Source organism: Neobacillus mesonae, assembly GCF_001636315.1.
Classification (GTDB): Bacteria; Bacillota; Bacilli; order Bacillales; family Cytobacillaceae; genus Neobacillus; species Neobacillus mesonae.
On the sequence record NZ_KV440949.1, the window covers coordinates 3,702,793 to 3,728,584 of the forward strand.

31 protein-coding genes and 2 pseudogenes are annotated in these 25,792 nt (G+C 40.6%); 21 read left to right on the forward strand and 12 right to left on the reverse strand.

Going from position 1 to position 25,792, the window contains the following annotated elements; translation table 11 throughout:
* Positions 1 to 2: 2 nt before the first annotated feature.
* The 3 genes from A6749_RS17190 (at position 3) to A6749_RS17200 (ending at position 2,497) form a co-directional block, all read left to right on the forward strand.
* Positions 3 to 1,190: an amidohydrolase gene (locus tag A6749_RS17190; protein WP_066392722.1), complete on the forward strand. Its 1,188-nt coding sequence runs from the start codon at positions 3 to 5 to the stop codon at positions 1,188 to 1,190.
* Between the two features lie 163 nt (positions 1,191 to 1,353).
* Positions 1,354 to 2,061, forward strand: a complete 708-nt coding sequence (locus tag A6749_RS17195; RefSeq protein WP_066392725.1) for an MOSC domain-containing protein — start codon at positions 1,354 to 1,356, stop codon at positions 2,059 to 2,061.
* A 31-nt stretch (positions 2,062 to 2,092) separates the two neighbouring features.
* On the forward strand, positions 2,093 to 2,497 hold the full coding sequence (locus A6749_RS17200) for a flavoprotein (RefSeq protein ID WP_066392736.1): 405 nt from the start codon (positions 2,093 to 2,095) through the stop codon (positions 2,495 to 2,497).
* Between the two features lie 293 nt (positions 2,498 to 2,790).
* Here the strand turns inward: A6749_RS17200 and A6749_RS28985 are convergent.
* Positions 2,791 to 2,955, reverse strand: a pseudogene (locus tag A6749_RS28985) (DNA mismatch repair protein MutT); the annotation flags it as partial.
* A gap of 165 nt (positions 2,956 to 3,120) precedes the next feature.
* Here A6749_RS28985 and A6749_RS17205 point away from each other — a divergent pair.
* From A6749_RS17205 to A6749_RS17240, 8 genes are all read left to right on the forward strand, one after another.
* Positions 3,121 to 3,633 carry a GNAT family N-acetyltransferase gene (locus A6749_RS17205; protein ID WP_066392756.1) on the forward strand — a complete coding sequence of 171 codons (513 nt, stop codon included), beginning with the start codon at positions 3,121 to 3,123 and terminating at the stop codon, positions 3,631 to 3,633.
* 4 nt (positions 3,634 to 3,637) lie between these two features.
* Positions 3,638 to 3,979, forward strand: a complete 342-nt coding sequence (locus A6749_RS17210) for a hypothetical protein (RefSeq protein WP_161487156.1) — start codon at positions 3,638 to 3,640, stop codon at positions 3,977 to 3,979.
* Between the two features lie 58 nt (positions 3,980 to 4,037).
* Positions 4,038 to 5,417, forward strand: coding sequence for an FAD-binding oxidoreductase (locus A6749_RS17215; protein ID WP_066392760.1), 1,380 nt, complete (start codon positions 4,038 to 4,040; stop codon positions 5,415 to 5,417).
* A gap of 80 nt (positions 5,418 to 5,497) precedes the next feature.
* Positions 5,498 to 6,460 (forward strand): peptide-methionine (S)-S-oxide reductase MsrA, encoded by a 963-nt coding sequence (gene msrA, locus A6749_RS17220; protein ID WP_066392762.1) that lies wholly within the window; start codon positions 5,498 to 5,500, stop codon positions 6,458 to 6,460.
* Positions 6,461 to 7,240: 780 nt separating this feature from the next.
* Entirely contained in the window at positions 7,241 to 8,047 is an 807-nt protein-coding gene (locus A6749_RS17225) for a protein phosphatase 2C domain-containing protein (RefSeq protein WP_066392765.1), read from the forward strand.
* A gap of 16 nt (positions 8,048 to 8,063) precedes the next feature.
* Positions 8,064 to 8,723, forward strand: coding sequence for an alpha/beta family hydrolase (locus A6749_RS17230; protein WP_066392767.1), 660 nt, complete (start codon positions 8,064 to 8,066; stop codon positions 8,721 to 8,723).
* 68 nt (positions 8,724 to 8,791) lie between these two features.
* Positions 8,792 to 9,220: an SRPBCC domain-containing protein gene (locus tag A6749_RS17235; RefSeq protein WP_066392770.1), complete on the forward strand. Its 429-nt coding sequence runs from the start codon at positions 8,792 to 8,794 to the stop codon at positions 9,218 to 9,220.
* Positions 9,221 to 9,282: 62 nt separating this feature from the next.
* Complete coding sequence (locus A6749_RS17240; protein ID WP_066392772.1) at positions 9,283 to 9,489, forward strand: bifunctional (p)ppGpp synthetase/guanosine-3',5'-bis(diphosphate) 3'-pyrophosphohydrolase; 207 nt, start codon at positions 9,283 to 9,285, stop codon at positions 9,487 to 9,489.
* A 27-nt stretch (positions 9,490 to 9,516) separates the two neighbouring features.
* Here A6749_RS17240 and A6749_RS17245 read toward each other — a convergent pair.
* Positions 9,517 to 9,744, reverse strand: a pseudogene (locus A6749_RS17245) (HD domain-containing protein); the annotation flags it as partial.
* Positions 9,745 to 9,791: 47 nt separating this feature from the next.
* Between A6749_RS17245 and A6749_RS17250 the strand changes: the two are divergent.
* Positions 9,792 to 10,172: a TGS domain-containing protein gene (locus tag A6749_RS17250; protein WP_066392787.1), complete on the forward strand. Its 381-nt coding sequence runs from the start codon at positions 9,792 to 9,794 to the stop codon at positions 10,170 to 10,172.
* A 95-nt stretch (positions 10,173 to 10,267) separates the two neighbouring features.
* Positions 10,268 to 10,978, forward strand: coding sequence for a YjjG family noncanonical pyrimidine nucleotidase (locus A6749_RS17255; protein ID WP_066392792.1), 711 nt, complete (start codon positions 10,268 to 10,270; stop codon positions 10,976 to 10,978).
* A 58-nt stretch (positions 10,979 to 11,036) separates the two neighbouring features.
* On the opposite strand, the gene A6749_RS17260 is transcribed toward A6749_RS17255, so the two are convergent.
* The 6 genes from A6749_RS17260 to A6749_RS17285 all read right to left on the reverse strand — a co-directional run bounded on the left by A6749_RS17260 (position 11,037) and on the right by A6749_RS17285 (position 15,483).
* Positions 11,037 to 11,963 (reverse strand): alpha/beta hydrolase family protein, encoded by a 927-nt coding sequence (locus A6749_RS17260; RefSeq protein WP_066392794.1) that lies wholly within the window; start codon positions 11,961 to 11,963, stop codon positions 11,037 to 11,039.
* A 44-nt stretch (positions 11,964 to 12,007) separates the two neighbouring features.
* Positions 12,008 to 12,796, reverse strand: a complete 789-nt coding sequence (locus A6749_RS17265; RefSeq protein ID WP_066392810.1) for an ABC transporter permease — start codon at positions 12,794 to 12,796, stop codon at positions 12,008 to 12,010.
* Positions 12,793 to 13,698 (reverse strand): ABC transporter ATP-binding protein, encoded by a 906-nt coding sequence (locus A6749_RS17270; RefSeq protein ID WP_066392813.1) that lies wholly within the window; start codon positions 13,696 to 13,698, stop codon positions 12,793 to 12,795. The genes A6749_RS17265 and A6749_RS17270 overlap by 4 nt, the downstream gene beginning before the upstream one ends.
* A complete protein-coding gene (locus A6749_RS17275) occupies positions 13,695 to 13,934 on the reverse strand; it encodes a PLD nuclease N-terminal domain-containing protein (RefSeq protein WP_066392816.1) in 240 nt (79 codons plus the stop codon). The genes A6749_RS17270 and A6749_RS17275 overlap by 4 nt, the downstream gene beginning before the upstream one ends.
* Positions 13,935 to 13,996: 62 nt before the next feature.
* Entirely contained in the window at positions 13,997 to 15,088 is a 1,092-nt protein-coding gene (locus tag A6749_RS17280) for a DUF1648 domain-containing protein (RefSeq protein WP_066392827.1), read from the reverse strand.
* An 8-nt stretch (positions 15,089 to 15,096) separates the two neighbouring features.
* Entirely contained in the window at positions 15,097 to 15,483 is a 387-nt protein-coding gene (locus A6749_RS17285; protein ID WP_066392829.1) for a GntR family transcriptional regulator, read from the reverse strand.
* A 785-nt stretch (positions 15,484 to 16,268) separates the two neighbouring features.
* Here A6749_RS17285 and A6749_RS17290 point away from each other — a divergent pair.
* The 7 genes from A6749_RS17290 (at position 16,269) to A6749_RS17320 (ending at position 22,813) form a co-directional block, all read left to right on the forward strand.
* Positions 16,269 to 17,051, forward strand: coding sequence for a FixH family protein (locus A6749_RS17290; RefSeq protein WP_066392832.1), 783 nt, complete (start codon positions 16,269 to 16,271; stop codon positions 17,049 to 17,051).
* A 69-nt stretch (positions 17,052 to 17,120) separates the two neighbouring features.
* Complete coding sequence (locus tag A6749_RS17295) at positions 17,121 to 18,092, forward strand: YncE family protein (RefSeq protein ID WP_066392836.1); 972 nt, start codon at positions 17,121 to 17,123, stop codon at positions 18,090 to 18,092.
* A complete protein-coding gene (locus tag A6749_RS17300; RefSeq protein ID WP_066392839.1) occupies positions 18,085 to 18,759 on the forward strand; it encodes a response regulator transcription factor in 675 nt (224 codons plus the stop codon). The genes A6749_RS17295 and A6749_RS17300 overlap by 8 nt, the downstream gene beginning before the upstream one ends.
* Positions 18,729 to 20,153, forward strand: a complete 1,425-nt coding sequence (locus A6749_RS17305) for a sensor histidine kinase (RefSeq protein WP_066392848.1) — start codon at positions 18,729 to 18,731, stop codon at positions 20,151 to 20,153. Before A6749_RS17300 ends, A6749_RS17305 begins: the two co-directional genes overlap by 31 nt.
* Before the next feature lie 427 nt (positions 20,154 to 20,580).
* Positions 20,581 to 21,114 (forward strand): sigma-70 family RNA polymerase sigma factor, encoded by a 534-nt coding sequence (locus tag A6749_RS17310; protein ID WP_066392852.1) that lies wholly within the window; start codon positions 20,581 to 20,583, stop codon positions 21,112 to 21,114.
* Between the two features lie 6 nt (positions 21,115 to 21,120).
* Positions 21,121 to 21,528, forward strand: coding sequence for a PadR family transcriptional regulator (locus tag A6749_RS17315; RefSeq protein WP_066401024.1), 408 nt, complete (start codon positions 21,121 to 21,123; stop codon positions 21,526 to 21,528).
* Between the two features lie 7 nt (positions 21,529 to 21,535).
* Positions 21,536 to 22,813, forward strand: coding sequence for an FtsW/RodA/SpoVE family cell cycle protein (locus A6749_RS17320; protein ID WP_066392855.1), 1,278 nt, complete (start codon positions 21,536 to 21,538; stop codon positions 22,811 to 22,813).
* A 36-nt stretch (positions 22,814 to 22,849) separates the two neighbouring features.
* Here A6749_RS17320 and A6749_RS17325 read toward each other — a convergent pair whose 3' ends face one another.
* The 3 genes from A6749_RS17325 to A6749_RS29160 form a co-directional block, all read right to left on the reverse strand.
* Positions 22,850 to 23,083 (reverse strand): hypothetical protein, encoded by a 234-nt coding sequence (locus A6749_RS17325; RefSeq protein ID WP_066392860.1) that lies wholly within the window; start codon positions 23,081 to 23,083, stop codon positions 22,850 to 22,852.
* 69 nt (positions 23,084 to 23,152) lie between these two features.
* The gene (locus A6749_RS17330) at positions 23,153 to 23,770 is read right to left on the reverse strand and encodes a LysE/ArgO family amino acid transporter (RefSeq protein ID WP_066392871.1); all 618 of its coding nucleotides are present in this window, start codon (positions 23,768 to 23,770) and stop codon (positions 23,153 to 23,155) included.
* 402 nt (positions 23,771 to 24,172) lie between these two features.
* Positions 24,173 to 24,307, reverse strand: coding sequence for a hypothetical protein (locus A6749_RS29160; protein ID WP_269085703.1), 135 nt, complete (start codon positions 24,305 to 24,307; stop codon positions 24,173 to 24,175).
* Positions 24,308 to 24,495: 188 nt separating this feature from the next.
* Between A6749_RS29160 and A6749_RS17335 the strand changes: the two genes are divergently transcribed.
* Positions 24,496 to 25,065 carry a tyrosine-type recombinase/integrase gene (locus A6749_RS17335; RefSeq protein WP_066392876.1) on the forward strand — a complete coding sequence of 190 codons (570 nt, stop codon included), beginning with the start codon at positions 24,496 to 24,498 and terminating at the stop codon, positions 25,063 to 25,065.
* Between the two features lie 45 nt (positions 25,066 to 25,110).
* Here A6749_RS17335 and A6749_RS17340 read toward each other — a convergent pair whose 3' ends face one another.
* On the reverse strand, positions 25,111 to 25,791 hold the full coding sequence (locus tag A6749_RS17340; protein ID WP_066392879.1) for a universal stress protein: 681 nt from the start codon (positions 25,789 to 25,791) through the stop codon (positions 25,111 to 25,113).
* Between the last annotated feature and the right edge of the window lies 1 nt (position 25,792).

Consider the following 25,792-nt stretch of genomic DNA (forward strand, 5'->3'; position numbering starts at 1 on the left):
CCATGAGAAAACAATTAATGGACATGTTGGAATCCCGTACTGAAGAAATGATTCAAATTCGTCGCTATTTGCATGAGAATCCTGAATTATCCTTTAAAGAAGACAAAACGGCTCAATATATTTTAGATTTTTATAAGGGGAAGGATGTTGAAATTCAGTCGAATGTTGGGAATGGTCATGGGATTATCGTGACGATTAAGGGAGGGAAGCCGGGAAAAACGATTGGTCTTCGTGCCGACTTTGATGCCCTTCCTATATTGGAAGAAACAGGGCTTCCCTTTAAGTCGAAAAATGAAGGTGTTATGCATGCTTGCGGTCACGATGGCCATACCGCATATTTATTAGTGCTTGCTGACTGCCTTATTCAATTAAAGGATGAGATACCTGGTACAATCAAAATCATTCACCAGCACGCAGAAGAAGTACCGCCAGGCGGTGCCAAAAGCATTGTAGAATCAGGAGCACTTGATGACCTTAATAATATTTTTGGAATTCATTTGCTTCCATTTAATTCAGCTGGTGTTGTTGGATATCACAGCGGCTTTTCAATGGCAGGCAGATCCTATGTTGAATTGGGAATTCAAGGTGTTGGCGGTCATGGCTCTTCACCGCATATGGCAAACGATGCAATTGTCGCCGGCTCTTATTTTGTTACAGCAGTACAAACCATCATTAGCCGTCGTTTAAATCCTTTTGATATGGGAGTTATCACGATTGGATCCTTTGACGGCAAAGGTACCTTTAATGTCATAAAAGATCGTGTGGAGCTAGAAGGGGATATCCGCTATATGAATATGGATTCAAAAGCAATCATTGAGAAAGAAGTGCGACGCATTGTCAGCGGAATCGAGGCCGAGTTTGATGTTAAATGCGACTTAACCTATACCTCTGATTATCCTCCTCTATATAATAACCCAGAGGTTACAGCAGATGTGAAAACAAGCTTAGAAGGTGCGAATGACCCAGATATTAAAGAAGTAATTGAATATCCGATGATGTCACCTTCCGATGATTTTGCCTATTATTTAGAAAAAATTCCAGGCTGTTACTTTTTCGTAGGAAGTAAACCAAAAGGAGTAGAAAAACCTTATTTCAACCATCATCCGAAATATGATATCGACGAAGATGCCCTAATCGTTGCCGCAAAATCAGTCGGCTATGTTGTTTGCGGGTACTATGGTTTAGAGTAAAAGACATGATGTCAGGCACCTGCATAAAAGACCTATCCTTTCATTAATAAATTGAAAGGTAGGTCTTTTTTTGTCCCCACTATTTTTTTATCCGGAACAGGTTGCAGAGAAATGTCAAAGGATTGATAATATTTGTAAAGGGAAAAACTAGAGGAGAGTTAAAATGGATATCTTTCTGAAACAAGTTTTTGCAGGCTTGCCAAAAACAGTCGGAGATAAAGAGGCGGCTCATTTAATGGACCGTGAGTGGACAAGTGCAATTTTTAAAGAGCCGGTTTTTGGACCGGTTTGGATGGGCAAAACTGGTTTGACTGGTGATGGGCAGGCGGATACCGAGCATCATGGCGGGCCGGAAAAAGCCGTGTTTGCGTATGCTGATGAGCATTATACATATTGGCAAAAAGAGCTTGGGGTGAGTAGCATCGGACCCGGCGGAATGGGTGAGAACTTTGTAATGGAGCATGTACTTGAGGACGGGATTTCAATCGGCGATACGTTTCAAATCGGTGAAGCTGTCGTCCAAGTATCACAGCCAAGGCAGCCATGCTGGAAGCCGGCTCGCCGTTTTAGGGTGAAAACATTAGCATTGCAGCTGCAAAATACAGGCAGAACTGGCTGGTATTTTCGTGTGTTACAGGAAGGATTTGTTGAAGACGGGCAGACATTTTCCTTAATTGAACGGTCGTATCCACAATGGACCATTCAAAGGTGCAATGAAATTATCCATGCGAAACAGCCGAATTTTGATTTGATGAGGGAGCTGGCTGCATGTGAGCTGCTCGCCCCAAAATTACGAGATACGCTGGAAACGCGGATTGAAAACGGAGGAACCGCAGATATACGGAAACGGGTATTTGGGCCGAATGAATGAGTGTAGATTTTTTTAAGAATGGAGGATCGTAATGGAAGCAGATTTCAGACAATTCCTAGATCAGTTTTTGGAAATTTGGCGAAATTCATCATTGCCGGGAATGGAGAAAATTATTTCCGAGGACTATCAAGCCAGAGAAATAGCTGATGGGAAAATAATTGACTTTGGCTATAATGAGTCAATCAGCGGCTGGAAACAAGGGTTTAACTTTGTGCTGGAAAACAGAGCTCAATGGGACTTAAGGGAGTTGGCGATTCTGCCTATTAATAAACATGAAACGATGGCCATTATATTTGCCTCCCTAATTATTAACGGTAAAAAAACAGAAACCGGTAATTTATTCTTTGAGACTTTCAAAACTGAGGACCAGAAAACTTGGAAACTGGTAAGAAGTTATATTGAGGCTGGGGTGACTTCAGCGTTACTTGATAAATGATTTTTTTAATAACCTAACCGGTTGATTAAAACGCTTGGAATATTTTCTATCTCCAAGCGTTTCTTTTATAGGATTTTATTTTGACTGCCTGGCGATCCCCATCAAGAGGGAAGAACGGTAAAAATCAAAGGTTGATATTGCCCGAGGACCCCATTCAAAAGGGAGTAACGGTAAAATCATAGTTTGATTTTGCCCACGGAGCCGTGCCAAGAGGTGCGAACGGTAAAAAGCCCGTTCCCATTTTCAAAAGCCTAAATTTTTTTAACCGATTCTATTAACATGATCTGATTTTCCTAATCCCACATCTCATAGATCTCAAATGTTCCTTTTTCAAAAAAGAACGGGAAGCGCCGCTTAAACCATGGCTGCATTGGCAAATTTAAAGCTTCATTTATTGAAATCCAGGCACATTCTCCTTCCGGGGGATTTTCTAACAATTCTCCTTCATAGGATGAACTAGGAAATTGACTTTAAAAAGCATATATAAAAACCCAGGATTGATCGTATTGTTACATATCATCTTTTAAACAATTGCACTTTTTTATTGTTTGAGGTTAAAATTGGAAATAAAAGTTATTGGAAATATTTTATCAAAATTGGCTGATTAGTTAGGGGGATGGGACATGAAAATTAGAGAAGTGGATATATCAGATGCAGAAAACCTAGTCAATCTAATTCTTCAGGTAGAAAAAGAATCCGAATATATGCTGATGGAACCCAGCGAACGACAATTGACCGTGGAGCAGCAAGCCCAAAGAATTGAGTCGTTTCAAAAAAGTCATAACTCTACTATTTTTGTTGCGGAGAAGGACAGTCAACTGGTCGGATACTTGTTTGTTGTTCGCGGTTCGGCTAGGAGAACTGCCCATTCCGTTTATTTAGTGATTGGTATTTTAAAAGATTTTAGAGGGCTTGGAATCGGGACAAAGCTATTTCAACAGCTTGAAGAGTGGGCGGTTGTACATAACATTCATCGTTTGGAGCTGACGGTGGTCACTCGGAACGAAGCCGGAGTCGGACTTTATAAAAAAATGGGCTTTGAAATAGAAGGAAGAAAACAGCATTCTTTATTAATTAATGGTGAGTTTGTCGATGAATATTATATGGCGAAGCTAATTTTAGGGGGACAAGTATGAAAAAATGGGTTACGAATGGACAGGAGTTATAAAAAAACTGAATGAACATGCTACGAAAAGGAAGGTAAATGACATGGGGTATCTTTTTATCGCTATATTAATAGTTTTCTTTGGAGTCACAATCTTAAATAAATTGAATAGAATTGAGCAGCAATTAACAGGGACCAAAAAAATAACGCTGGAAAAAAATCAAAATCAAATCGAGTATGACGAACCACTGCTGCGAGATGAGGTAAGACAGCTTTTACTAGAAGGTAAAAAAATTAAAGCTGTTAAAAGAGTGAGAGAAAGAACGGGTATTTCGTTAGTTGAGGCGAAACAATATGTGGATCAATTTGAGTTATAATGTTTGACAAATTTCAAAATAGTAAGAAAATGTAGTTAAAAAAGAAACAGGTGAAAGTATCTTGCCAACAACAGAAGAATTGCTTATAGCTCTCAAGGGGATTCTGTCTCAGGACCAAGTAACTATTAATCAAACCATTTTAGAACAGCACAGTAAAGATGAATCCTATCATACTCCAAGCTTGCCGGATATTGTTGTCTTTCCGGCGACGACCGAAGAAGTTTCCAACATCCTGAAATTAGCGAGCGGATTCAAAGTACCGGTTATTCCATTTGGAAGGGGAACGAGCTTGGAAGGCCATGTTATTCCATACAACAAAGGGATCACGATTGATTTTTCCTTAATGAATAAAGTGTTAGAAATTCGTGAGCAGGATTTCTTGGTGAAGGTCCAGCCCGGAGTGACCCGCACACAGTTAAATAAAGAATTGAAGAAATATGGTTTATTTTTCTCAGTGGATCCGGGGGCTGATGCAACCCTTGGCGGCATGGCAGCGACCAACGCGAGTGGGACTACATCTGTCCGATATGGAGTAATGCGAGATCAGGTTCGTGATTTAGAGGTTGTGCTCGCGGATGGTACGGTCATCCATACGGGTAGTTTAGCGGAAAAGTCGTCATCAGGCATTCATTTAAATGGATTATTTGTCGGGTCTGAAGGAACGCTTGGCTGCTTTACCGAATTGACGTTGCGTGTCTATGGAATCCCAGAATATATAATGGCTGCCAGGGCTTCCTTTCCGACGGTCCACGATGCTGTTTCCGCGGTAGTTGGCATTTTATCAGCGGGGATTCCAATTGCCAGGGTTGAGCTTGTAGACGAACAGTCAATGAAACAGGTCAATTTATTCAGCGATACAGATTATCAGGTGAAACCTACCCTATTCTTAGAATTTCATGGGAATGAGGCTGGTCTCAAGCAAGATGTTGAATTTATGAAGGAAATTGTAGCTGATTGCCAATGTGAAGGCATAGAGTTTGAAACGGATCAGGCCGCACTCAATCGCTTATGGGAAGCGCGTCATAACTTAGCTTACGCCTATATTCACGGCTATCCGGGTAAAAAAATGATGACAACCGATGTTTGTCTTCCAATATCCGAGTTAGCTGGGGCGATTGAACATGCGAGGGAGGAACTTAATAAGCTTGGTCTTACAGGCGGAATCGTTGGCCACGTGGGTGATGGTAATTTTCATACGGTTTTAATGATTGATACGAAAAATTCGGAGGAAATTAAAAAAGCTGAAGAATTTAATGAATCGATTGTCTTGCATGCGCTGGAGCGCGGCGGTACTTGTACAGGCGAGCACGGTGTCGGTGTGGGTAAACAAAAATATCAGGAGAAAGAACATGGAGAAGCGCTTAAGGTGATGGAAAAGATTAAAATGGCGCTCGACCCGGAAAATCTTATGAATCCGAATAAAATTATGAAATTCTAATTAAGAATAAAGGCGGCTTTTTAAAAGTACGCCTTTATTTGTTATTATGTATCAAAGGATTTTGAAGGAGATGAGGAACAATGTCCCAATCATTTGAAGTGGCCACGTTTGCCGGGGGATGTTTTTGGTGTATGGTATCCCCGTTTGATGAACAGCCAGGGATTGTTAAAATCGTTTCAGGCTACACAGGCGGTCATACAGTGGCCCCGACCTATGAAGAGGTGTGCTCCAATACAACTGGGCACTATGAGGCAGTCCAGATTACATTTGACCCAGCGATTTTTCCTTATGAAAAATTGCTGCAGGTATTTTGGCAGCAAATCGACCCGACCGATGCGGGGGGCCAATTTAGCGACCGCGGCTCATCGTACCGGACGGCTATTTTTTACCATAATGAAGAACAACAGAAGTTAGCTGTGGCTTCAAAGGCAGAGCTTGCTGCGAGTGAACGCTTTGAAAAACCGATTGTAACGGAAATCTTGCCGGCTGCTCCGTTTTATCCGGCAGAGGAAAAACATCAGCATTATTATAAAAAAATCCCTTTCCATTATAATCACTATTTCGAAGGTTCCGGCCGGGCAAAATTCATTCGTGAAAACTGGAAAAAACGCAAAACTGATGGAGAGCTGCGGCAGGTATTGACCCCGTTGCAATATGAAGTAACAAGGAACAATGCCACCGAACCGCCATTTGAAAATGAGTATTGGGATTATTCCGAAGAAGGGATTTATGTGGATATCATTTCTGGAGAGCCGCTGTTTAGCTCAACTGATAAATACGATGCAGGTTGCGGGTGGCCAAGTTTTACAAAACCGTTAAGGCGGATTGAGCTTGAAGAAAAATTTGATACCTCGCATGGACTGCGGCGGATTGAGGTACGTGCAAAGACTTCCGATTCCCATCTTGGCCACGTATTCGATGACGGCCCAGGCCCTGACCGCGCCCGTTACTGTATCAATTCAGCCGCACTTCGGTTTGTACCAAAGGAAAAGCTGGAAGAGGAGGGTTATGGGGTGTTTAGGAAATTGTTTGAGGGGAAATGACCGGCCACATAAGGGTCCATAGTGCGCGAACTCTCCGGGATATTTTAAATTCGCGCACTAAAGAAGGTTCATAGAGCGCGAACATAAGGGAAATTTCCAAGAACGCGCACTATAGAAGGTTCATAGAGCGCGGACTGAAGGGGAAATGTCAAAAACGCGTACTATAAAGAGTTCATAGAGCGCGAACCTGAGGGAGATTTCCAAAAACGCGCACTATAGAAGGTTCAAAGAGCGCGAACCTGAGGGGAAACTCCAAAAACGCGCACTATAAAGAGTTCATAGAGCGCGAACTTGAGAGAAAACTCTAAAAACGCGCACTAAAGAAGGTTCATAGAGCGCGAACCTGAGGGGAATTTCCAAGAACGCGCACTAAAGAAGGTTCATAGAGCGCGGACTGAAGGGGAAATGTCAAAAACGCGCACTATAGAGGGTTCATAGAGCGCGGACTGAAGGGGAAATGCCAAAAACGCGTACTATAAAGAGTTCATAGAGCGCGGACTGAAGGGGAAATGCCAAAAACGCGTACTATAAAGAGTTCATAGAGCGTGGACTGAAGGGGAAATGCCAAAAACGCGTACTATAAAGAGTTCATAGAGCGCGAACCTGAGGGAGATTTCCAAAAACGCGCACTATAGAAGGTTCAAAGAGCGCGAACATGAGGGGAAACTCCAAAAACGAGCACTATAAAGAGTTCATAGAGCGCGAACATGAAGGAAAACTCCAAACTCGCGTACTATAAAAGGTCCATAGCGGGAAAATAAATAAACAGGAGGGACCTGTTTGAATTCAAACGTGAACTACTCAAAACTGTTATGGGCAGGTGACGAAGACCCATGCCTTGACCAAATCAAAATAGACGACTGCGAGGAAATGGTTTTAGGAAGGTATGGCGGAAACCGACATGCCGGTGCTTATAAAAATGAAGACGGAGCGATGTTGGTTAAGGGGGAGGACTGGGAATTCGCAATGATTCTCGATGGGCACAATAGCTCCGAAAGTGTTCAATTAGTTTTAAAAACCATTGATGATGAATTTGATAGATTAGCAATTATCTTAAACGAACCTGTAGAAACAGCCTTTCGATCATTTGAAACTAGCATTCTTTCTATTTTTAAATCACAGGAATTTCTTGACGCTTGTAAAAAAGTAAAAGGCGAAACAGCCTGTTTATTATGTGTTAGAAAAGCGAATTATTTATGGTGGCTTTCCATTGGTGATTGCTTAATTTACCTTTTTTATGAAGAGCTCCATAAGTTAGGTCAATATGTGCTAAACCAGCGGCAGTTTTTCGAATGGATTGGCGAGGTTAATACGTTCTCATTACCGGTGCCGTGCTATTCTTCTGGGATTCGGGAATTAAGAACGGGAAATAATCGGATTTTGCTGCTAACCGATGGGGTTGTGGAATGCGGCGGGCGGTATTATGAAAATGCTAACCACCTATATTTGGATTGCTATGGCCATTCCGTAAAAAATTCAGTAAACCAAGTTTTGCAGTTTGTCCTTAAGAGTTTAGGTCGGGATAGTGCGACTATTATTTCCTGGGATTACCACAACCAGTTTTCCTGCACTTATCCTAGTAATTAACCAAGAGGTGAAGATAATGGCTCAAATTATTAATGGTCAAATAGAAAGAAATGAATACTCCTCAATTCCCTATACTTGGATTCGCGGGGGGCAGCCGAATAAAAGCATCTGCATTATGCTGCCGGGACTGGGTTACACCACACAGCGTCCGCTTTTCCATTACGCAACTAACATATGTGTTAATCATAATATCGATATTCTTCATATTAACTATCAATATAGTCAAAATGAACATTTTAAAAAGCTCTCAGAACCTGAGCAGGATCAGTGGATGTATGATGATGTCATGGCGACTGCCCACGAGGTTTTAAAGGAACAAGAATATGAGCAAAGTTTTCTGCTAAGCAAATCACTTGGGACAATCCCGATGGCTAAAGAATGGACAGATAGAAGTTTGGAAAATACTGTGTCCGGAATTTGGTTAACACCACTTTTAAAAGATAACAATGTTTATCAGGCAATATTGAATACTGAATTGCCTTCCCTGGTAGTGATTGGAGACAAGGACCCTCACTTTATTGACGACAGGGTCGCTACATTAAAACATAACCAGCTTGTTAGTATAGTGGTGATCCCAAATGCCGACCATAGTTTGGAGTTAAAAGGCGATATCACAGCCACAATGGATGCCATAAAGGAAGTCACTTTGAAAATTCAAGAATTTATCCAAAGATGAATTTTACATCAAGCTTTAGTAAATAAAGTAATAAATTGATGTGCATCCGTAAGAAGGAGAGAAAAATAATGAATAATAATCGAATTGAACAGGAAATTTTCATTAAAGCGCCTTTGCATAAGGCATGGCCGCTGCTTAGCCAGCCAGCTTGGTGGGTTGGACCAGAGGGGCCAGACCAACTGGATTTTGATGGCCCGCGGGTGGTGGCGGACATCATTTACGGCAAGTTTACTGTATTGTATGAACGGAATGAGGAGCCCAATTATATAGCCTGTCGCTGGGCAAGTTCGTTTCCTGGAGAAGAGCCGAGTGAAGGTAATTCCACTTTGATTGAGTTTTTCTTGAAATCAGAAACAGATGGAACTAGGCTGCGTGTAGTAGAGAGTGGTTTTGCCAGTTTAGACATAACAGAAGAAGCACGGCAGAAGGCGTTTGAAGAAAATACCAAGGGATGGGATGTCCAGCTCAATAAGTTACGGAAGCGTGCGGAGCAGTAGATGCCGTCAGTGGAATAAAATTTAATTGCTATTACTATTAAATAAAGGGTGGAGGCGGTGCTATGGTAAGTAAAATCAAAGAAGAACTGCTTAGTAAGACTGTCTATTTAACAAGCCATGAAAAGGAATGCTTAATAAAAGCACTCCAAAATGCGGAAGCAGCCCATTTCGGTCAAAGAAGAGCCACAGGGGAGCCTTATATTATTCATCCAATTGCTGTATGCGGGATTCTCGCACATTACAATGCAGACATCACAACCTTAATTTAAGCACTGCTGCAGTTTTGAACCGCCCGCATATTTCGGGGGATTAAGATATTGAAACGCCAGCTCCTCTAACTCCTCCTGAATATGATATAATCCTAATTTCTTAGCAAGCGGCGAAAAGAAGATAATGGTTTCATTGGCGTAGGGTACCTTCTTTTCAATTCTTTTTACCGAAAGGGTTCTCATATTATGAAGACGGTCCGCCAATTTAATAATCGTGACTCTGATGTCGGCAGCCGCAGTGGACAGCAGTTTTTGAACCAGGGATTTTTAGCTTATTAAAGAAACATCCATCAAGCGAAGAAATGAGACTGCTTAGCACCGAACTGTTAAAAGACTCAATAAAATCAGTGCAGGCCGTTTCTAATAATCCAATTGAATTCCACGATTTAATCACTTACGAATTACTGCACAAAGAAATGACTATTTTCACCCCGAAAATGGATGTCATTTTGCTGCCGGAAGGGGCAACGGTAATAGACTTTGCATTTTCTTTAAACCCAGAATTAGCTAAAAAAATGTCTTATGTAAAAATAAATGGCCAGACAAAATCGATTACAACTGCTCTTAACAATATGGATATAGTAGAAATTATTGCTTTAAAAAGGAATACTGTACACGCTGACTGGCTAAATCATGCCCAAACATCTAAAGCAATGAAAACAATCCAAGATTCTTTGCAGTAATAACACCAGCCAAAATCTACAATTAACGTAAAAAGATAAAAAATGTTAAAATAGTTTTAAAGTAATTAAGTTAGTAAGGAACAGAGGGGACAGCGATGAAATACGAAACAATCATATTCGATATAGATGATACATTGTTTGATTTTGGCAAGGCAGAGGATTATGCACTCCAAAAGGTTTTTCAAGAGTTCGGCATGCCTTCTGGGGCGGAGCAGTACCAGGAAAGCTATGAAAAATGTAATAAACCTTTATGGAGAGAACTCGAGCAGGGGCTTATTACATTGGAAGAATTGAAGGTTGAACGATTCAGACGGCTTTTCCTTCATGAGGGATTGAAAATCGACGCAGCTGAGTTTTCACGTGTGTTTTTAGAACTTTTAGGTCAAGGTACCTACCTTGTCCCAGGAGCCGTGGAATTGATTAGCAATCTCAAAGACTTTCAGTTAGCTGTGATTACGAACGGTTTCGGAGAGGTGCAGAAATCAAGAATCGCAGGATCGCCGCTTGCACATGCCTTTAAGCAAATTATTGTCTCAGAGGATGCGGGGATGCAAAAGCCGGAAAAGGGTATTTTTGAGTACGCTTTTTCAAAACTGGGGATTTCAAGTAAAGACAAGGTGTTAATGGTGGGAGACTCTCTTACTTCGGACATTACAGGCGGGGTTAATTTCGGCATCGATACCTGCTGGTTCAATCCGCACGAAAAGAACAATACAAATGGCGTTAAGCCAACTTATGAAATCCGTGATTTGCTGGAGCTATTAAAAATTGTTGAAAGCTCTGAGCCTGTCTTAAGCCTGTCTTAATAATATTCTATTAAAGCAACAAAAAAGAAAGCCCATTTATCGCGGGCTTTCTAACTTTTTAAACCGATAAAATCCACTCAGCAATATCATTAATCACTTGTTGATCCACATGCTGCGGAACCTTATATTCCTTTTTCGCTTTAAGAATCTTCCCATAAACAGAAGGCATAAACAAATGGTTCAAGTTCGGATAAAGTTTATATGTTACATTCTGATTATCACCTAATAATTGTTTGTAACCCTCAAAGTCTTTTTCTATTGTTGCTTGGAAATCTTTTTCTCCTTGCAAAATGAAAACTGGTTTTTCCAACTCTTGTAGATAATTAGCTGATGGATGTTCGCCCATTTCTTTCAAGTAGTACGCTCTGACGTATTTCCCCAAAACCTTCGTTGATTTTGCTTCCTCGTCGTTTAAGTTATAGATGTTGTCAAACTTGGATGATAGGGAGGCTATTTGTTTCTTGGCAATCAATTTCAAAAAAGGATTCAACGAGTTTAACACTTCGTCGTTTTGACTCATCATGATTTCTTCTAATTTACGCGGAGAACCGGCCATAATAATGATCCCGGCAAAATTCCCGCCTTCTGCGTCAATGCGGGGAGCCAGCATTCCTCCCATACTATGACCAATGATAAAGATTTTGTTTGGATCAATGCGGGAATCTTGGCGTAAGAAATCAGCAGCAAGGATGGCATCCTCAATCGTCTCTTCTTTGACTGATAATCCCGTATCGTTTTTCATTTCTTTACCGTATACGAAGGTTCTCTTATCATAACGCAGTACGGCAATACCTTTTTCCGTCAAACCATCCGCAATGTCTTTAAAAGGGCGATTATCTCCGTTTTTTTCGTCCATATCACTTGGGCCAGAGCCGTGGACTAAAATAACTGAAGGGACCAACCCATTTATTTTATTAGGAATGGTCAATATTCCGTTTAGTGGATATTTTGTTTCGGTACCTATCACAATCTTTTCATCAGCCATTGTATGTTCCTCCTTGAATTGAAAGCCAATTAGATAAACAATACCTATTCATTACTATATTTCTTTTTAGAAATCCATTTATTTGCAGCCATTAAGGTTAGAGCAGATAACAATATAGTGGATATTAAACCCCATATAACGTCAGGATTGACTGTTCCTAAAACGAGGATGTCCATGCCGTATTTACTCATGCTTGCTGGATTTATCCTGTCTATGACGGGACTTAAACCAACTATAACTCTGCAAACAAGTAAAAAAACAATGGAAATTAACGCAATTATTCCCTGACTATTGAAAATCGTGCTAATCATCGTTGTAAACGAAACAATAAACAAAACCCACAACAGATAAAACAGTAAAGCGGCTAAGAAATCAATAAAATGAATACTAGTAAATAATAAATAAACATATAGATAGGAAACCAGGTATCCTATCGTTACACTAAAAGTGACGAACAGATAGTTTGAAATGATTTTTCCGTAAATATATGAACTTACCTTAACGGGTCTTGTAAGAATAAAAGCTAGCATTCCATTTGCTTTGTCAGACTGGATAATCCCCATGATCGAAACGATAATGATCATTATTCCAAGTTGATCAAATTGAGACCCTAATGTACTAGCGAGTACCTCGCCGCCATTTTGGGCCGCCATACTTGGATCAATCGTAATACCTTGCCCTCCGCCAACTGCTTTTAATATGTCAGGTAAATAATATGTGACAACCGGTTGAGTAATCCCCAAAAAAATAAATACAAGCGGCAGCCAAATAATTTTATATTCGCGTACCATTTGAGCAACTTCCTTTTTTGCTAATACAATAAAAGTGCTCATTCCTCCACCACCAATTTTAAGAATATCTCTTCCAGTGTATCGTTATTAATTTCGAACCTTACAATATCAACATTATGGTCTAAAGCACTTGCCAGCAGCATATTTTTGTTCATTTTTAAATTTTCTACTTCTATTTTTATATTTTTTCCAAGTACCTCAATACCTTTTACATAGGTTAAGTTTTTAACAAAGTCAATCCATTTTTGACTTTTTTCGGCCATTTCAATACTAATCCTATTTCCACTATTCTTATTTAGAAGTTCTGCCCTCGTTGTATCTTCAATCTTTTGTCCATTCTTTATAATGACAAATCTCTCACATATTTCTTCTGCATCCCCTAAAATATGGGTTGATAAAAGAATAGTCGTATCTTTCTTTATTTCTTTAATGATATTCAATACTTCTCTTCTTCCGATTGGGTCTAATGCTGACACGGGTTCATCCATGACAATTAGAGACGGTTTATGAAGCAATGCTTGGGCAATGCCCAGTCTCTGTTTCATGCCGCCCGAAAAAGTTCTAACTTTGGAATTTTCTTCTCCACTTAAACCGACCTTCGCCATAATTTCCGGAATTGCCCTTGTTAATTCCTCTTTTCGTAACCCTGATAATTGTCCCATAAAAGTTAGCGTTTCTTTAGCAGTCATCCATTGAAAAAAATTCGGGTATTGAGGTAAATAACCTATTTCTTTCTTCACTTCGGAAATTTTTTTACCATCTAGTAAAACTACTCCCTGACTCGGATCCATAATATCTGAAATTATCTTTATTAAGGTCGATTTACCAGCACCATTAGGTCCAATTAATCCAACACATTGACCCGACTGAATCTCCATTGAAAAATGATCAACAGCCGTTTTCTCCTTAAACTTTTTGGTCACATTTTTAATTTCTAATTTCATCTTCCGTCCCTATCCTTTCTGCCGATAACAAAATACAGGATTGGACCAATGGTATTAACAAAAATTATGACGAGGGTCCACAGAAAAACATTTTTTCTAGCTTTTCGATTTCTATATAAATCTATTAATGCGATTAGAAGTAAAATGAGTTCAATGATTAAAATAGGTAAAATTAGTGGCAAAAAAGACATAATATCTATATCTGATAAATCGTTCACACCATAATGTAATTTCATACCCATCACTCCCCAAATTGTTTAAGCCAAAATTAGCAGCTGCGGTGTTGTAGGATATTTAATTATCCGAGCAGCATAGGAAGACCGACAGCTAGAAGAATTACCACGATAATGAAAACCCATGACAGGGGATGGGCCCAGTTATTGGTCCAGCCAATCCCAAAGCGTTTTTCTAAAAAGATTGCCGGGTCTTTCGGGTTAAAATAGAACATTCCAAGCTTCCAATAGCGATCGTCGTCTCGGTCGATCACTTTTCCAGCATCGCTGAGAGCCTTTTGGGATACCCGGCTGCCGCCTTGGCCGGTTGTGATAGATAAAATAATGGTTCCCGCACAAACTACAACGACATATACGAGTGGAACGTAAAGCTGCAGCTGACGATTAATCGGATAAATCATTGAAAGCTGTGGCAGCATGAGTAAAGCAATTAAACCAGTGCCCATTAATATCATGAAAAGCGACCATCTTCTTCTAAAAATAATGTTTTGTCTTAGTGACTCTTCCGGGTTAGCTGCAGACACCTGCTGCTTGGCTTTTGAAATGACGATATTGATAAAGAGAAACAGAAGCGTCAGATAGATTTGCATAATCGGCATCAGCAGAACAGACCGGTAAGATTTTGTTGCCCAATTGGTCACTTCTCCGCTGAAATTGTATTGCATCGGAAACCGTTCGGGAATTTGTTGATAGTTTGCAAGAGTAAAGGCAATGGTTGCAATTGAAATCAAAAATGGAATCACAAACCAATAATTGGAGTAAGTTAGTTTTTTACTGCGAAACTGAGTATTAACCGTGATGACCTGCGGCTTTTTTGTCCAATCAGGGTGTTGTTTTTTTATGTTTTTCATTTGGTTGTGAAAAATCAGGTACACAATAAAGCTGGCAACAATGTAGACTGCGATTAAGATAGAATACAAGATTGCGATAGAGTCTTCATCACGTCCGCTTGCTGACATTGCAAGTACGGCGGTGACTATGACCGCAAGCACACCGGTAATCCATGCATAGGATTTGCGCATTTTTTTAAGATCAGGGCGCTGATAGGCTTCCTCAGGAATGGACACCCCAAAGCTTTCCGTTTTCCGTGTCCAATATGGAATAAAGATGAGAGGAATATACATCGGGATCATTAAAATAATTAAAAACATTAACATCTTTGAATTCACTCCTTTGGTTGAAATTCCGTATAAATTTGACTGCATAGTTTTTGAAAATCTTCTTTAGTGACATCGCGGCAAACCGCCTCCGCAATCAATGGGCGAAGTTTGACTGTTAAATCCGTCCAGTAAACGTCATCCGCTTTTGCTACCCCGTCCGGATTAATCACAACCCCCTTTTGGCGATGGATGAGAATAAATCCCTCTTGCTTTAACTGCTGGTAGGATTTATTGACAGTATGGAGGTTAATTCCGAGATCAGAAGCAAGCGATCGTACTGATGGAAGTGCTTCACCCGGACTTAATTCTTTTTTAGCAATCCCTGCGATAATTTGATGTTTTAATTGTGTATAAATCGGCTCCTCGGATTCGAGGTCAAGTGTAATGAACACATGAACCGCCCTCCTTTGTGTTAGCTGTTATATTTATAGTATAACAGCTATAACGAGTGGTCAATAGGCTTTTGAAAAATTTTGTAAAAAATGGTTGACGGCAGCGGTCTACGTGCCCGAACGGCCGAAAAAAAGAAGAGGAGGGTAACGTAGAGGGTGTCTAGGTGCCCGAACGGCCGAAAAAAGAAGAGGAGGGTAACGTAGAGGGTGTCTAGGTGCCCGAACGGCCGAAGAAAAGAAGAGGAGGGTAACGTAGAAGCAGTCTACGTGCCCGAACGGTCGAAAAAAAGAAGAGGAGGGTAACGTAGAGGGTGTCTACGTGCCCGAACGGCCGAAAAAAAGAAGAGGAGGGTAACGTAGAGGGTGTCTAGGTGCCCGAACGGCCGAAGAAAAGATGAGCAGGGTAACGTAGAAGCAGTCTACGTGTCCGAACGGTCGAAAAAAAGAAGAGGAGGGTAACGTAGAAGCAGTCTACGTGCCCGAACGGTCGAAGAAAAGAAGAGGAGGGTAACGTAGAGGGTGTCTAGGTGTCCGAACGGTCGAAGAAAAGATGAGTTAGGTAACGTAGAAGCAGTCTACGTGCCCGAATCGCAAAAAAAAATTCTTCAGCAGGGTAATGTAAAGCGCTGTCTCCTTCTAAATAGAATTTGGAAAACACCATGTAAAAAGGTAAAATAAATGACAATCTTATTTCACAAGGATTTCACATTTGTGTTTTATACTCAATTCATGAACGAGGTTGCTCCACAACGGAGTAAAGATCAAAAAAGATAAGGGTGGAAAAGATGAAACATAAATCTTTACTGATGCTTTTTGTAGTATCTATCATGGTGATTGCCGCAGGCTGCGGAACCAGTAAAGAAAAAGACACAAGCAGTCAAAATCAACAGCTGCCGGCAATGATTGACGTTGCCTTAAAAATCAATCCGGAAAATCCACAGCTAAATAAAGAGGTTACGTTCAGTGCAACGGTGACTCAAGGTAAAGAAAAAGTGGATGATGCAGATGAAATGACCTTTGAGATTTGGAAGGATGGCAAAGAAAAACACGAAAAGATTCAAGGGAAGCACAAAGGTGATGGCGTCTACTCCATTACAAAAAGCTTTCCGGAAGCAGGAAAGTATTTTGTGATTTCGCACGTAACTGCTCGTGACATGCATAATATGCCGCAAAAGGAATTTACCGTCGGGGATGCAAGTGCTACTAATGATCAAGCCCAGAAAGCCGAACATCATGAAGAAGGCCATGATTCCGATCACCACGATCACCATGATGCAGCTGGTGTTTCCATGCATTTTATGGTTGCCAAAGATGTAAAAGCGAATGCAAAAACAACCTTAACGGTACACCTGCAAAAGGATAATTCTGCTTTAACTGGCGCTAGAGTGAGATTTGAAGTTTGGAAGGCCAATGAGGAAAAACATGAATTTATCGAAACGAAGGAAAATAAAGCCGGAGAATATGCAGCAGAGACTAATTTTCCAACCACTGGAGAATACACAGTCAAAGTCCATGTAGAAAAGGGCGAAATTCATACACACGAGGAAAACACTATAACTGTTCACTAATTGTTTACGCCTGATTTCAACATCAGGCGTATTTTCCATTGAGTTTTCAATAATGAGAGGGGGATTAGGATGAAAAAGCTCGGCCCATTTTTACTTATCTTATTTCTTTTAGCAGGCTGTCAAACAGAGAAAATTTCAGTCCCTCCATCGATGAAAGACACTCTCATCGTTTCTAATTTGAAAAAGCAGGAGATTTCCTTTGTTGATTTACAAACAGGAAAAATAACCGCGAGCGACTTAAACTTTCGAATTACTTCTATGGAAAAAATCAATCCTAATACGATTATTCTAGCGGGGGAAAACAACGATTCGCTTTATCGACTGCAATTAAAAGAGGGGACGCTGACAAAATCAGCACAGACCGGTAAAGGTGTTAACGAGATGTTATATCGCCAAAAGGACCACCTACTCTTTTGGTCAAATGGAATAAAAAACACCGTAGGATTTTATGATGTTCAAAAAGATAAAGTCATAGCAGAAATCAACACCGATAATTTTCCGGTTTCTATGGCACTTAACGAAAGTAAGAACTTGTTATATGTTGTGAATGTAAAAGGGGCATCGCTCTCTGTCATCGATATAAAGACAAAGAAAGAAATTACTCATTTTCCTATCGTCGAGCGGCCGAAGGGGATTTTCTTTGATGGCAAATATGTTTGGGTTGGCGGCCATGGACCATATGGCTCGCTGAACGAAAACATTTATGTATATGATCCGGAAACGGGAAAAGAGGTGGACAGGGTAAAAGTTGGGGTAATGCCGGTCGATTTTTATGGAGACACCTCAAGTCCATATGTGTATGCGATTTGCCACGGCTCTAGCAGCGTATATAAAATAGATAGTAAGAACAGGTCTGTCAGTAAGCCGCTGAAGGTCGGCGCCAACCCGTATGATATTATCGGCGACAAGCACAGGATTTATGTGACAAGCTTGGATGGAGACTCGCTTGCCATTATTGACCGTACGGCTTTTACTAAAAGTAAGCAAATCCGGCTGAACAACGGACCGCATATGATGATTTTAGGTGAAGAAAATGAGTAGATATAAAGTTTTGATAGCTGATGATGAAGAGCAGATGCTGATGCTGGTCGGGTCCTATTTAGAAAAAGAAGGATATGAAACCGTTACCGCTGTGGATGGAGAAGAAGTATTGGCACGGTGGGAACAGGAATCGTTTGATTTGGTGATTTTGGACATCATGATGCCGAAAATGGACGGCTTTACCGTGTGTCAGAAAATTCGAGAGGTCTCAAAGGTCCCGATAATCATGCTGACGGCAAAGAGTGAGGAGTTGGACCGGATTCACGGTTTAAAAATCGGTGCCGATGATTACATTGTAAAGCCGTTCAGCCCTAAAGAATTAGTAGCACGCGTTGAAGCATTGCTGCGGAGGTCAAATGATTTTAAACCAAGGCAGAACCTACTAGAACAAGGGGGGGTGGCTATTGACTTGGAAGGGCATACCGCTGAGGTCCAGGGAAAAAGACTAAATTTGACGCGAAAAGAATTTAGTCTGCTGGAGTTCTTTTTCAATCATAAAGGACAAGTTTTTTCCAGGGAGCAGCTGCTTGACCATGTATGGGGGCTGGAGAGTACCGGAACATTACGAACTGTTGATACTCATATTAAAACCTTAAGAATTAAGCTGGGCCCGGCAGGTCATTTGATCAAAACGGTGTGGGGAGTGGGGTACAAATTCGAAGATTAAACCTTGGGTTAAAGCAGAAAATTTGGACGACCATAACCATCGTTGCCGTGATTGCGATTGTGTTTGGAACGGGATTAACCTACTATTTATATGAAAAATTTTATGTAGAAAAACAAAAAGAAATCTTAATTATGCAAGGGGAAGAGCTTCGGAAATTTTATTTTAAAGCGGCGAACAAGGCGGAGTTTAAGAAACGGGTGCAATGGACCGATGCTAGTTCTGATGCCAAGGTGATTTTTACCGAAGATCCGATGCTCTTAAGTGCAGGGATTCCTTATGATGAATTGGCCGAAAATAACTTAATTACTTTTGATGAAAGACAGCGGCTGCTAGCGGGAAAGACGGTTATTTTCATCCGGGAGCATCCACGATTTCACCAGGATATTTTGGCGGTAACGATTCCGCTTTTAGAAAAAAAACAATTAATTGGGGCACTGTTTCTTTATATGCCGCTCGCTGATATTTACGAACCGTTTAAGTCCATTCGCACCGTGCTGGTTGTGAGCTTAGTTCTGCTTTTAGTGATAGTTGTCTGGATGGGGCTTAAAATGACAAACCGTCTGATTAAACCATTAAATGAGATGGAAACCATTTCGCAAAAAATGTCCCAGGGAGATTTTTCAAAAAGAATCGAGGTTCGTCAAGCCGATGAAGTGGGGAATCTTGCTGCCTCCTTTAATACTCTCGCTTCGTCTTTGGAAGAGGTTGATCAGAAGCGGAGGGAGTTTTTGCAAAATGTCTCCCATGAATTGCGGACACCGCTTAGTTATATGAAAGGATACACTGAGGCCATATTAGATCGCGTTGCTGGCGATGAGGCTGTTGCCCGAAAATATGTTTCGATTATTCATAACGAAACAGAAAGGATGCAGCGGCTCGTCCATGATTTGCTAGATCTAGCTCAGTTGGAGGATGACTCGTATCCGATGAAGGATGAACCGCTCCCGTTTGCTCAGCTGATTACGGAGGTGGCCGAGCGGTTTGGATTGTCTGCTCGTCAAAAAGAGATTCAATTGGTGCAGAAGCTGGATGATGAGATTATCGTCAATGGAGACTCCGATCGGCTTGAGCAGGTAGTCAGCAATCTGCTGGATAATGCGATTCGGTATACGCCTAAGGGTAAACCAATCAAGATTACTTTAACGGAGGAAGGGTCCTTTGCCGTGATGATGATTCAAGATTCGGGACCTGGTATCTCTAAGGAAGACCTGCCGAAAGTCGTAGAACGGTTTTATCGCGTCGAGCGGGCCCGTTCACGAAAAGAGGGCGGAACCGGGCTAGGGCTGGCGATTGTTTTTCAGATTGTTAAAAAACATAACGGGGAACTGAATATTGAATCAGAAGAAGGCAGCGGAGGTACAACGGTTATCGTGAAACTGCCTTTATATGAATAATTCCGGTGAAAATTGCAGTAGGGTTAAGACTTTACTGCTATTTTTTTGTTAATCTCGTTAATTGGAAACACTTTTGAGAATTTTGTTAGGGGAATTGTCGGCAATAAGCTCTTTTGGAAACACTTTAGTTGTTTTAGCTAAGGGAAATGTCGCCAATAGGCTGTATTGGAAACACTTTAGTTGTTTTAGCTAAGGGAAATGTCAGCAATAAGCGGTATTGGAAACAGTTTAGTAGTTTTTGTTAAGGGAAATATCGCCAATAGGCATTATTGGAAACACATTTGTTACTTTTTCAAAAAGAAATGTCGCCAATAGCTTCATCGGAAACAGAATTCTTGGTGTCAGGCACCAAATAGAAAAAATTTCAAATTAAAATAAAACCTCCTAAGCGGGTGCATCGTCTAAGTGTTAGGAAGGGGGAACAGACTTGGATGAATTGACGATTGAAGCACTGGCGGCAGTCGATAAAGAAGAACTAATAGATGAGATTATGAACCGGTATGGACAAGAAATCCTCAAGCTAACTTATTCTTATGTGAATAATAAAGCCGTTGCGGAGGACCTGACTCAGGATATTTTTGTTAAGTGCTATAAAAATCTCCATACATATAACGGCAAGTCCAAGCTCCGAACATGGCTGTGGCGGATTGCGATTAATCATTGTAAGGACTTTTTAAAAAGCTGGTATAACAAAAACGTGGTGATTACGGAAGAGGCACCAGCGATGAATGTGACGAAAAAAGAAATGGTCGAAGAGAAGGTAATCCAAAAAGAAGTGGATGATCAATTAATAACAGCGGTAATGAGCCTTCCCATTAAATATCGGGAAGTGATTTATCTTCATTATTATGAAGACATGCAAATCAAGGAGATTGCACTGTTAACCGAGGTCAGTAATAATACGATAAAAACTAGACTTAGACGTGCCAAAGAGCTTCTCAAAGAAAGATTGGAGGGTTAAGGTGTGATCGAGGACCGTTTAAAAAAACTTAGAAAAACAATGGATCAAACTTCATTTGCTAATCTAAATTTTTCCGAACAGCACCGCAGGAAAATCCATGAAAAAATTAATAAGCAGGATGAGAGGGAGGAAGATATTCTTCTAGCCATCATGCAGCTGCTAGTGCAAGAAAAAACAGGTTTTGAATTGATTAGCTTGCTCCGTGGAAGGGGAATTCAAGCATTTGATGACAACGAGGGCTTTTTATATACGTTATTGCATCGATTAGAGCAGTCCGGCTGTTTACAATCCGGATGGGATCAAACGGAAGTGAAATATTACCAGATTTCCGATAAGGGACGAAAGCTTTTACGGAAAGCGGAAAAGAGCCAAGTGAAAAGGCAAATTATTTTAAAAGAAGTACTTGGGGGGTGATACTGAAATGGATAAAAAACAGCTGTTTTTAAATGAAGTCACCAGCCATATCAAGTCAAAAGAGGCTCAAAAATATGTCGCTGATGAATTAAGTTATCATGTAAAGGAAGCAAAGAAACGTTTGATAGGAAAAGGCTTGACAGAAGCCGAGGCTGAAGAAAAGGCAGTTGAACAGATGGGGAGCCCAACAAAATTAGGACAACAGCTTAACAAATTGCACCGGCCAAAGGTTGATTGGGTATTAGTGCTTTTGTTGGCGGCAACTTTGTTTCTTGGATTTCTACCATTATTTTCGCTAGGTTATATGGATGAGAGGTATTTTTCAATCAACAAGACTGTGATTGTCCTTTTGGGAGGAGCAGCTGCCATAGGAATTATGCTGATAGATTACCGGAAGTGGCAAAAGTGGTGCTGGATGTTTTATGCAATCGGCATTCTAATTCTAGTCATGTTAAGATTTTTTGTTTCGACCATGGTAAATGGAGTACCCATTTTTAGGATTTCTCCCGTTTCAATTGAAAGTACAATGGCAATTCCATTCTTTTTCCTTGCCTGGGCCTCCCTTTTTAACAATAGGAAGCTAAGGCTTTGGCAGTTTTTCATTTTGTTTTTGATTCCATTATCCTTATTTCTTGCAATGCCAAGTCTCGTCAATTCATACATCTACACTATAATGGTATTTGTTATGCTTTGCTGGAGTAAGTTTAGCAGAAAAGCCATTATTACAATTTGGGCTGTAGCAGCCGGAATCCCTGTTATGATTGGTTTGGTTTTTTGGCGTTCTATAAAGCTCTATCAGTTCGAAAGGCTGCTGGCATTTTTGCACCCTGAAAAATATCAAAATGGTGCGGGATATCTTTATCTGCACTTGAAAGCTCTGCTCGCTAAAGCCGGCTGGTTTGGAAACCATGGAGGGAAAGACTTTATTCCAGAGGCCCATACTAATTTCGTTTTTGCCAGCTTAATCTATCATTATGGCTGGGTATTCGCTATTGGGCTCGTAATAATTCTCACCCTATTAGGTTTAAGAATCATTATGGTCTCTCTAAAAATAAAAGATTCATATAGTAAGCTTCTTCTGTCCGGTGCATTCGCACTTTATTCAGTCCAATTGGTAACACATATTTTTATGACACTTGGACTTTTTCCAATCATTTCTATATCCCTGCCATTCATCAGCTATGGCTTAATGCCGACTGTGTCAAATGCAATCTTAATTGGAGTAGTATTAAGCGTTTATCGAAGGAAGGATTTAACCATTTCTCAACAAATCCTGGAAAAATAATAAAAACGGGAAGCAGCTTCCCGTTTTTATTATTTATCATTCAAAAAATCCCAACGCATATTTAACTGCTTCATGAACATCCTTTGTTTCATACGCCTGTAAATCCTCAAAGCTAATTTTCATCTTTACATTTTCCAAGTCATAGCCGCTGTCTAAATCAATGTCCAGCAGGACCTCATATCCTTCTTCATTCACACTGGTATTAATAATATTAAAGGTTCGGATGGCGGTGCCTGTTTCATACTCAATCCGGTCTAAGAAATCTGCCATTATGTATTCCTCCAGCCTCAAGATTCACTTGTAGCATTTGCTAATCCAATCGTGTCCATTCATCACTTTTTAAAATGATTGGGACAGCTGGACGATGAGGTAGACAGCAACACCCCAGATGATGAGCGCAGAAAATTTATTGATGATTTTTAAGAACTTTCCTTCCGAATCGAAGTTGCCGACAATTTTTCCAGCTATGGCTAACCCGAAGAACCAAAGCCAGGAAACAATGATACAAACGGCAGCAAAGGCAGCTTTTTCAGAACCATGGTAATTGAGCGAGCTCGTTCCAATCACCCCAATAGTGTCAAGAATCGCATGGGGATTAAGCAAGGAAACCGATAAGGCAAACATGATTTGTTTCTTCGTCGACATCGCCGCTTCCTTTTGGCTTAAATTGGCGGGTTCACTTTTCCAAATGGCCCAGCCCATATAAAGCAGGAATACAATTCCAATTGAAAAAATCACAATCTGTAAAACAGGAACCGTTAAGACAATGACAGAAACGCCCAAAACGGCTGATAAAATGAGCAAAGTGTCGCAAAGCGCAGCCGTCAGGACCACCGGAATAGCTCTCGTGAACTTTGGCTGAGAGGCACCTTGATTAAACACAAATACATTTTGAGCCCCAAGCGGCAAAATCAACCCGAAGGCTAATACAAAACCATGAAGAATGGCTGCTAACAAATCGTTCTCCCCCTAAATTTATATCTCTAATAAATGTATGAGCCGTTTCCTAGATGATACTTTCATAATAGATATATGGAGGAGATACGTCCACTAATTGAAATTGAAAGGTTGAACGAGCGGTTGAGCGGGGAAATTAGTGTTAGAAGGTATTATGTCTCATAGAACCCGTCTATGGGACAAAACGAGCGTTGGGATAAAAGAAACTGTCCCATAGAATCTGTCTTAAGGGAAAAACCGAGCAGTCAATGAAAAGTGCAAAATAAAAGGCTTATTGAATACAAAATCAAGAAAATCTTCAATCAGTTGCCTATTAAATAAAGTATGCCGCCAAACACAAAAAAATCTCGTAACTACAAAAAGAGGAAGGACAACACCCTAAAAAGTGTTGTCCTTTTGCGTTTATTGATTCTTATTTTGTTCCCTAGCCGCTTTCTTTCGGGCCTTCTTATTTAATCCAGTCTCAGAACCAAATTCCGTATCGTCCTTGTTCCCGCCAGTGTGCGGCTGGTTGCGGTTGTCATTCCGATTAGTCATGGTTTCACCTTCTTTATTATGTAGTAAATTGCTACAACAGGCTGCTTTATCAACGCAGCCATCCTTATCCTGTGATGTTTTTCAGAAATTATTCCATTTAAAAATTTTAAAAAAATAGTGTTTTTTGTTTGTAATGTTACAAAAGTTTTGCTAACTTTATATTAAGTAACATTACAGGAGGAATTTTAGTGGAGTGCGTTAGCCCCATCAAGGAAATCAACCAGATTAATTCCATAAAGGAAAAATTGCAAAAGCAGTCACTCCGAGATTATTTGCTGTTTGTTTTTGGCATTAACACGGGAATCCGGGTGCACGACTTGCTTTCTTTAAAAGTGTCAGACGTTTGGGATGGGCAATCGGTAAGAGAATTCCTAACCATTTCTGCTGAAAATAATGAAGCGCCAAAAGTGCATTATTTAAACCAGCAGGTTAAAACCGCATTAGAAAATTATTTAGCGGGCGCAGGCGGCTTACTTCAAGACTGTGATTTTCTTTTTAAATCCAAAAAAAATAACCTGCCAATCACTCGCCAGCAGGCATATCGGATTATTAACGGGGTCGCAAAAGAGGTAGGAATTACCGAAAAAATCGGTATGCATACGCTGCGGAAAACATTTGGTTATCATGCTTACCGAAAAGGGATTGCGATTTCGATTTTAATGGATATTTATAATCACCATACTCATGCCGAAACATTGCGTTATATCGGAATCGAAAAGGATGAGGAACCCTACATTAAGGTTGATGTGAATCTTTAAAACGAAAAAACTCCTCCATCGTAAACGACAGAGGAGTATCATCAATCAATCTGTATCCAAAGGTTCCGTCATTCTTACGTGAACCAGCTCTTTCACCACGTCTTCGATAACAGGAACCTGTAGCGTTTCTTTGTCCTTCATAAACTTGAAAACACCGTTATTAAAGTCAGTCCCTTGTTCTTTGAAAAAAATGCCTTCGTATACCACATTTTCGTTATGCTCGAAGCTCAATAGATATTGATTTCCTTCTTTTAAAAGGTAGGCACGGACGCCTTTTTCAAAATGTCCTTCTTGGTCTCGTAAGGAGCGGGACACCGATATAATATGCAAATCCACGAAGGGAATCTCGCGTAATAGGGCATTAATAATTGATCCTTTTGTCATCTGTTCCCAGCGGCTTTGGGCTGTCTGACCGAGGATGATCTGCGTAATATGCTTTTCACGGGCGACTTCAGCAATGACTTCAGCAACAGGTCGCTTTTCATTATCTTTTAAAATATAAGCCTCCGCATGATGCTGTTCGGCTAATTGTTTCCACCTGGTGATGTAATCTGATTTTTCCGCATCGAGTTCATCGAAAGGGGCAGGATCAATGGTCAAAATATAGAGCGGGCAGTCCAGCATATGGGAAAGCTTGCAGCCGCGCTGAATCAGCCGTTCACCATTTGGTCCATAATAAACACAGACGAGAATGCTTTCATCCATACGCCCTTTTACTTTTTTCAAT